General features: G+C 48.6%; 6 protein-coding genes and 2 pseudogenes. 7 read left to right on the plus strand and 1 reads right to left on the minus strand.

What is annotated here, in order from left to right; genetic code table 11:
- Positions 1-129 (minus strand): annotated as a pseudogene (locus tag EKD02_RS10580) (ISL3 family transposase); the annotation flags it as partial.
- 20 nt (positions 130-149) lie between these two features.
- Between EKD02_RS10580 and EKD02_RS09440 the strand changes: the two are divergent.
- The 7 genes and pseudogenes from EKD02_RS09440 to EKD02_RS09470 form a co-directional block, all read left to right on the plus strand.
- The gene (locus tag EKD02_RS09440) at positions 150-788 is read left to right on the plus strand and encodes a methyltransferase C-terminal domain-containing protein (RefSeq protein WP_126385233.1); all 639 of its coding nucleotides are present in this window, start codon (positions 150-152) and stop codon (positions 786-788) included.
- 14 nt (positions 789-802) lie between these two features.
- Positions 803-1510, plus strand: coding sequence for an SDR family NAD(P)-dependent oxidoreductase (locus EKD02_RS09445; protein ID WP_185805742.1), 708 nt, complete (start codon positions 803-805; stop codon positions 1508-1510).
- Positions 1511-1792: 282 nt separating this feature from the next.
- Positions 1793-2881: an IS630 family transposase gene (locus EKD02_RS09450; protein WP_126341371.1), complete on the plus strand. Its 1089-nt coding sequence runs from the start codon at positions 1793-1795 to the stop codon at positions 2879-2881.
- A gap of 23 nt (positions 2882-2904) precedes the next feature.
- Positions 2905-3810, plus strand: a complete 906-nt coding sequence (locus EKD02_RS09455; RefSeq protein ID WP_126385237.1) for a class I SAM-dependent methyltransferase — start codon at positions 2905-2907, stop codon at positions 3808-3810.
- Between the two features lie 21 nt (positions 3811-3831).
- Positions 3832-5145, plus strand: coding sequence for a TIGR04372 family glycosyltransferase (locus EKD02_RS09460; RefSeq protein ID WP_126385239.1), 1314 nt, complete (start codon positions 3832-3834; stop codon positions 5143-5145).
- Between the two features lie 174 nt (positions 5146-5319).
- Positions 5320-6864: pseudogene (locus tag EKD02_RS10105) on the plus strand (AIPR family protein).
- 20 nt (positions 6865-6884) lie between these two features.
- Positions 6885-8424, plus strand: a 1540-nt coding sequence (locus tag EKD02_RS09470) for an ATP-binding cassette domain-containing protein (RefSeq protein WP_148102972.1), incomplete at its 3' end; no start/stop codon positions are given.

Below are 8424 nucleotides of genomic sequence, written 5' to 3' on the forward strand. Positions count from 1 at the left end.
CTTTCCGGTATAGACAAGTCTGATGACCACCTGCATAGCCGTCATTGAAAGGTCGACATTCTCGACCATCCAGGTTGATGGAAGTCCGAGAAGTTGCTGGTAGTGGGCGGTGGTGGTCAGGCTTTGCATGATAGAGTATATGGGTATGAATGGGTAATGCGGGGACTACGCCAAGCTACCTTTTTAACCACGCTTTTCCATTAACTTCGGCGGAGAGCCCATTTTCGGTAAAGCCGGTAAAAAAAATCTTTGAACGGTATGGATTGGAGCTGGCTGCAGTAGAAAGGGTTGACACAAAGGGTGGGTCATTGAGGTATTATGTGCAGCGGCCAGGCGGCCCAGTGCCGCATGATGGTTCGGTTGCAGCGCTATTGCATGAAGAGGATCTAATGGGGTTGTATGAGAAAGAGACATACGACGAATATAGTGACAAGATAAATGCCCTGAGGGATCAACTCGTTGCATTTCTTAAACGAGCAAAGGACGAAGGGAAAACGATAGCGGGCTTCGGGGCATCAATTACGTGCACCACCTTGATCTATCATTTCGGTATCGGAGGGTATCTCGATTATCTTGTCGATGATAATCCTGCCAAACAGGGGCTATACAGTCCAGGTCATCATATTCCCGTCTATCCGAGCAGGGCAATATACGAGCGGAAGCCAGATATCGTTCTGCTTTTGGCCTGGCGATTTGGGGATCGGTTTATCGAGAAAAATCGGGCGTATCTTGCATGCGGGGGCTGTTTTATTCGTCCGGTCCCCTATTTTGATGTTGTAGGGAGTTAACAATGATAAGGCCTGTGAAGACATTGATTATTGGAGGGAGTCGAGGTATTGGCTCTGTTATTCGAGAGCGGTTGAGTAGTCGGGGGGATGATGTGTATACTGCTTCAAGAAGTCTTAATGAATCGCGACGCCATTTTTATTGTGACTTGCCCGATTCAATTGCTATTAATGCTGATATTGTTTGGGATAATATAGTTTTTGCGCATAGGTATAGAGGTGATAGTCGTGATGAAGAGTATGGTGTCATGATCAAGGGAATGGATCGGGTGATTCATCATTTGATAAACTCTTTATCATCGAAATCATCCATTGTGCTTTTGGGCTCTAATGCGGCTGATTTTGTTTTGCGGGAGCAGGATGGATACTATCATGCGAGTCGCTCTGCCTTAGTCGGTTTTATGAGATATTATGCTGCTGTTTTAGGCGTTAAGGGAGTCCGATGCAATATGGTTTCACCATCTACGATAATAAAGCCTGAGAACGCGGATTTCTTTGCTCCTGGCAATGATGTTCGAAAGTTGATTGAGGATATAACGCCATTGCGTCGTATGGGTACTGCCGAAGATGTTGCGAGTGTTGTTGAGTTTTTGTGTTCTTCACACTCTTCTTTTGTTACAGGGCAGACCATCTATGTTGATGGTGGGCTTTCTGTTTTGGGGCAGGAAAGTATAGCTCGAGATTTGATGAACCTAAAGCATGGGGATTTCAATGGCCAATCCTAGAGCATTTATTGATTATTATTCTGAAAACGCCATCTCACCTGTCAGTCAGGATATATCAGATATAGGAAAACATTTCCGACGAAGGGACTCTTTGTTTCGGTTATTGGGGTTGCTTCCGACGTTTGTTCGGGGTAGAACGGTCCTTGAATTTGGTCCCGGCTCTGGTCATAATGCCCTGTATACGGCAAGTCTAAAGCCGTCTAGTGTGCTGTTCGGTTAATTCTTTGTTATATAAAGAGATAATGGTTATATTGCGTGTAAATCAATATTTTACATGCATATATGGCACCAAAGAACAAAACATATCAGGTTGCGCCTGTTGACCGTCCGATCCTTGAAAAGTGGGTGCGCTCACACACGGCGGCACAGAATATTGTCTTGCGTTCGCGCATCCTTTTGCTGAGTGATGCCGGTCAAACGGTTGAAGCCATCGCTGCTGAACTCGATACGTCAACCAATACGGTCTACAAATGGCTCAATAGGTATCAAGGTCAGGGACTTGACGGGATCAGGGACTTGCCTCGTTCCGGACAGCCAAGGAAGCTCTCTCAGAAGAAAGTGGAGGAAGTCCTCAGGCTGACCCAAACGAGAGTGCCTGCCGGAGCAACGCACTGGAGCCTTCGATTGATGGCTAAGCATACCGGAATAACGATATGGCAGGTACAGCAAATCTGGCAGGGTGCCGGGCTTAAGCCCCACCGCCTGCAAACCTTCAAGTTCAGTAACGACCCGGAGTTTGCAGAAAAAGTTGTGGATGTGGTCGGTCTGTACATGAACCCGCCTGAAAACGCCATGGTCCTCAGTGTGGACGAAAAGACGCAGATTCAGGCACTTGACAGAACGCAACCCATGCTGCAACTCAGGCCTGGTCAGATTGCACGCAGAACCCATGACTACAAACGAAACGGCACCCGGAGTCTCTACGCAGCCTTCGATATCCTGACGGGAAAAGTCATCGGTCGGGTCACCAATAAGCACCGGGCAAAAGAGTTTCTTGATTTCCTTCGCCAGATTGATCGGTCAACACCAAAGGAATTGGACCTGCACATCATTCTCGACAACAGCTCAACGCATAAAACGGCAGACGTGACTGCCTGGCTGGACAAGCATCCTCGATTCAAGGTTCATTTTACGCCGACCAGTGCATCATGGCTCAACGCTGTTGAGGGATGGTTTTCGCAATTGGAAAGACGAGCACTCTATCGGGGGATCTTCAGTAGTGTCAAAGAACTGCGCGATGCGATTCATCGCTTTATCAGTGCTCACAATGAAATCCACGCCAAACCATTCATCTGGACGAAAACAGCCAATGCGATTCTGGACTCCGTTCAGCGCGCAAAAGACAGTCTGGCTGTAAAGCCAACCAACTAACCGGACGGAACACTAGGTATGATTTGGTTGATGCCAATCCTGTTGGTATCGAAGAAGCACGCAAGAGGTTAAAGGGATTTGCGGATAATACAGCAGTTGTTCACGTGAGCCTTTTCGACGAGTATTCATCCGATATCAAGTATGATCTGGTATGGGCAGAAGGGTGTTTGCCTCATCAGGCTGATCCTATTCCTCTGCTCAAGCATATGGGGGGCTTCGTTGCTGAGGGGGGGGGGCTTTGCATGACGACAGCTAACGGGGTGTCCTATTTAGCTGAAACACTCCGCCGACTCTTTCGCGATAGATTCTTCCCTGACCTTGATGGCTCAGTACATGAGCAGGCTGCGGTATTGTCATCATATTACAGGCCCCATTTACGGCATTTACGGGGGATGAGCAGGCCGATTGTCGACTGGATTCTTGACAATATCATCCAGCCTTTACATGATAGGCAATTATTGAGCATTCCTGATGTGGTCTGTGCAATTGAGACGGATTTCGACGTCTATGGCTCCGCACCCCGTTTTCTTACGGATTGGCGATGGTACAAAGAGATTCTCGGTGACGATCGCGGTTATAATGCTCTTGCCTTGTCCAATTACTATTGCAGGAATCTAAATCTGATAGATTATCGCTATGAGTTCCCTGACCATGCCGAGCCTTTTGGGGTAAAACTGGAAGAGCTCTGCTCTCGCTCTTGGGCGATTATGTGTGATATCGAAACCGGAAACGAAGACGGATGGGCCTCTTTATTCTCGTTGCTTGGTGAAATTGCTGAACTGATAACCCCGTTGGCTCCTGAGACGGCAATGGCAATCACTGAGGCAAATGCAATGCTTCAGTATGGGGCACCGGATATGAAACTACATCATTTCCCTCAGTGGTGGGGCCGCGGCCAACAGTATTTGAGTTTGATTAAAACCCGCTGAAACCATTCTAAATTAATCTGCATGGGTGAAGTTGATGTGTCCCGTTACCGGCGTATTCTGATCCGAATCAAGGAAGTATACAGAACGCATGGCCTGAAAGCTCTTGTGGCTAAAATATCAGGAAGACTTTTTCAAAAGGGTTCCTCGATATTGTTGTTGCTGTTGCATTCCCCTTGGGCCGTGCCTGCAGTCTATCTTATGAGATGGCTAAAGCCATGGGTTCTTGTTCGTGTTGGGACCTTCAATTCAGGACGAATTGGTCATTTCGCAGGTGATGTAGGGCATCACTATGCTGCCTTGAATGAGCAACCGGCTAATTGTGTCGATTTGTATTGGCTGCTGAAAAAGACAGCTAACGACTTTTGGGCCACTATGGTAAGCCGTAGTTTTCCTGTTTCTGAGTGGGTGTGTCATCTTGATCGGTGGAACCGCATCATTCCTGGCGGAGAAGAGCATTGCCGCTTGTCAAGCGAGACAGGTACAAGAGATATTCATGGCGTGCTAGAAAGGCATCCTAACTCTATGCCATTCACTCTTAAAGAGGACCAATTAGCAAAAGATTGGCTTCGTGGGCTTGGGTGGAAAGAGGGGGGGCGTTTTGTCTGTCTTCTCGTGCGGGACGACGAGTATCTTGCGAATGATCCCTTGCATGGAGACGGTTCTGATTCTTCTTATTCTGCATGGCAGTGCCACGCCTATCGCAATTCCGATATTGCGACATATGTTCCGGCCATTGAATGGCTTGCCGATCAAGGTGTATGGGTATTCCGGATGGGAAAGAAGATGGCTACCCCGATGCCCTCTTCACATGATAGAGTCATTGATTATGCTTTCCGTGAAGATAAGAGCGATTTCATGGATGTGTGGTTGTTTGCACATTGCGATCTCTGTATTAGTACAGGCAGTGGACCTGATATGATTAGCGATGTATACAGACGGCCACTTCTTGTCGTGAATTATTTGCAGCTACGAAATTTGTGGAGCTGGAGCAATGCGGTACATGCTCCTAAGCATCTGATGTGGGGGGATTCGGGGCGGAAGCTGACCTGGAAGGAGCACCTGAATCATAGCTATTATCGAACGAACGATTATTCGGAGGAGGGTATCGACGTTAAGGATCTTTCACCGGAGGAACTTCTCGAAATAACAAAGGAGTGCTGGATGCGGCTGGATGGGAAATGGAAGGATGAACAGGTCGATACAGAGTGCCAGAAGAAATTCTGGGAGATCTTGGAGGCTTATCCCGATTTCGCTCAGTTTCATGGCTGGATTCATCCTGAATCAAGGGTAAGCAGTTTTTTTCTAAGGAGTAATACTGATTTTCTGACTGAGTGATGGATAGCAGGTTGAAGCAACAATAGGGGGATAGCAATGAACATCAACGCGAGCATCATTGACCAGCGTGTCACGGGGATCGTTGAGGATTCTTCTCAATGGTTGCCTGCCGGCGACCCTGGCAGACAGAAGTCTGCAGCATTCGTTCTGCTGTGCATTGCGACCTGTCTTGAAATGTCTCTTGAGGAGGCATCTGAACTGGTGACCGACGGGGGCAATGATGCCGGTGTGGATGGTCTGCATGTCGGAGATGTCGAGGATGGGGAATTCCTTGTGACCATCTTTCAGGGAAAGTACAAGAAGGAACTGGGAGGCGAGTGGAATTTCCCTGAGAATGGTGTAGAGAAAGCGGTCAATACGGTGCAGGTGCTTTTCGATCCATACCGAAACGTGTCTCTCAATGCAAAGATCAAGCCCAAGATTGAAGAGATTCGTTCTTTGATCAGGGACGCGTATATCCCCAATGTCCGCGTGATCTTGTGCAATAATGGGGCATCGTGGACCCAACAGGCCGGGAATTGGATCAATGAGGCGAAAAAGGATTATGGGGACAAGGTCGACTTTGTCCATTTCAACCATGATTCTATCGTCAACATTCTCCAGCGGAGCAAGAAGGTTGATACGACCTTGACATTGAGCGGAGAGGCTATCGTGGAGGATATGAATTATATGCGCGTGCTTGTAGGGCGGGTGTCCGCCGAGGAGATCCAGCGTATGTTCAACGATTATGGAGATAAACTGCTCGAGCGCAATATCCGTCGCTATCTTGGCCTGCATACGAATCGGGTGAACACGGCGATTCATCAGACGCTTTGCGACTCGGAGCGTTCGGACAAGTTCTACTTCTACAATAATGGCATTACAGTTGTCTGTGACAAGTTCGACTACAACGCGTTTCAAAAAACGGATTACAAGGTACAGTTGAAGAACATGCAGGTCATCAACGGGGGCTAGACCTGCAAAACGATACAGGAAACGCTGAATAATGCCGTTGTTGACCGGGTCGGAGAGTCATCGTATGTGATGGTTCGCATCTATCAATTGGCAGACACCGACAAGGAGTTTGTGCAGGATATCACGTATGCGACAAACAGCCAGAACCCTGTTGATTTAAGAGATTTGCGTTCGAATGATGATATCCAGAAAAGGCTTGAAATGGGGATTGCCGATTTGGGGTACACCTATAAATGCCAACGGGAGGAGGGGGCCGGTGGTTCCGGAGTCGTGACCAGTTCCATCGTCGCGGAATCCGTTCTTGCCATATGGCGCCGACGTCCTCATCAGGCCAAGTTTCGCAGGAAGGAGCATTTCGGGAAACTGTACGACGATATTTTCCAGGGCTTGAATGCTGCTCAAGCCCTGCTTGCAGTTCTTGTTTTTCGGGCAGTGGAAAATGAACGTAAACGCCCTTCGTCTGCCAGCCCGCCAGACTTCCTGCCTTATGCGTCTCATTATATTTCAATGCTGATTGGAAGGAAACTTCTTGACGATATGCATATTGCTTTGGATAAGGTCTCCCATCTGAACTTCCGTGAAGTTCTTGGGTGTTTTGAGGCCAATGAGGCTGAATATCATGCCGATGCCGTCGAGCATGTATTCGATGCGTTGCGTTCCTGTTATGGTGATCGGGTTGTTTCGTTACAGCAGCTTTCGGCCACATTCAGACGTGGCGATCTGCTGGAGATGCTTGGTGTTGATGGTGATGGTTCGGACCGTTGAATAAGATAGATAATGGGCTGATGGGTCAAAGTACTGAAGGGCGCGGTGCCTTGAGCAGCGTCATTGCCATTTTCAAGGAGTTCTTGTCCCGTTATCCGAAGCACTTCGGGTTGCTGTTCCTGTTGCTTCTTGCAGAAGGCATTGTGGCCGGGCTTAGCGTGATGGCTGTGGTGCCTATGATGGACTTCCTGCTTGATCCTTCGCTTTCAAAAGTTGGAAGGGTCACGTCGGTTGTCTTGCAGGTGCTGGATCGGGTGGATTTGATGCCCTCGTTCGTGGTATTCGGCGGGTTGTTTTTTATTTCCGTCCTGTTTCGCGGCCTGTTTTCCGTGATGATCAGGTATGCAATACTGCGGATCAAGTATGCCGTCGTTCGGGGTCTTTTCGGGGATGCTCTAAAGACCTTTTTCAAGGCACGCTGGGGGTTCTTCAGTGGTTCAGAGCAGGGGCGTCTCTTGAATACCCTCAACAAGGAACTGAACACCATAGGCGATACCCTCGGAGCTTTAGCTACTTTTCTGGCAAACATTATTCAGCTGGCGGTTTACTTGGCGGTTCCAATTTGGCTGAATGCATCCATGACATTAACCGCACTGGGTCTGGCGGTACTTTTCGGCCTTCCTTTCTTGCTGTTGCACAAAGTGACCTACAGGCTGGGACGGCGCAATACTGAAACGGCGAATGTCGCAATGGGGGTATTGAGCGAGATGCTCGGAGCTGCGCGGCTGATTCTTGGATTCGGGAGGCAGCAACATGCTCAGGATAGTTACCTCAAGGCATTCGACCAGCATATCAAGGTTACTCTGCGCTCTCAGGTGTTATCGACTGCAGTGCCACAATTTTTTCAGCCCATGGCCGTGCTTGCTGTTCTCATCGCATTGGGGTTTTCAATTGGTCGGCAGGCGCCTGTTTCTGAGCTGGCGGCTGTGATGTGGAGTTTGCTTGCCGCGATGCCAATCCTTGCTTCACTCTTGCAGGGAAATGTTACGATCAGCAATTTTCTGCCGAGTTATGAACAACTGGTTGATTTGAGGCGCAAGGCGGCAGATTTTGTAGAAATACAGGGCGATCGCATTTTTTCGAGGCTTGATCATGCTATTGAGTTGCGTCATCTCGGGTTTACTTATCCGGGGCGTTCACACACGCTTGTTGACGTCAACATGTCTTTTCGTAAAGGGGAGATGGTTGCGCTTGTCGGTGAGTCCGGCGCAGGTAAGTCGACGATAACCGATCTCGTTCTGGGGCTTCAGGTGCCTGATGAAGGAGAGGTATTGATTGACGGTGTGTCGCTTGGTGCATGGAACCAGAACAGTTTTCGCGAACGGGTAGGGTACGTTCCCCAGGATCCGCAATTGTTTCATATGTCGATTCGTCAAAATCTGCTCTGGTCTGATGATAACGCTTCCGAAGCGGCAATGTGGGATGCATTGAGGGCGGCGAATGCCGACCAGTTCGTGCGCGACTTACCTGAAGGAATCGATACTGGAGGTGCTACATTATTATGGACACTCAAAGAAGCCATATATTCCTCAAAAACAGGAGATATGAATTATGGCACAG

Source organism: Chlorobium phaeovibrioides (assembly GCF_003968655.1).
GTDB classification, from domain to species: domain Bacteria; phylum Bacteroidota; class Chlorobiia; order Chlorobiales; family Chlorobiaceae; genus Chlorobium; species Chlorobium phaeovibrioides.

What these genes read in the sequence shown, in the direction of transcription:
- EKD02_RS09460 (WP_126385239.1), top strand. Translation starts at nt 3,832, where the DNA reads ATGGGTGAAGTTGATGTGTCCCGTTACCGGCGTATTCTGATCCGAATC.
- EKD02_RS09440 (WP_126385233.1), top strand. Translation starts at nt 150, where the DNA reads ATGGGTAATGCGGGGACTACGCCAAGCTACCTTTTTAACCACGCTTTT.
- EKD02_RS09450 (WP_126341371.1), top strand. Translation starts at nt 1,793, where the DNA reads ATGGCACCAAAGAACAAAACATATCAGGTTGCGCCTGTTGACCGTCCG.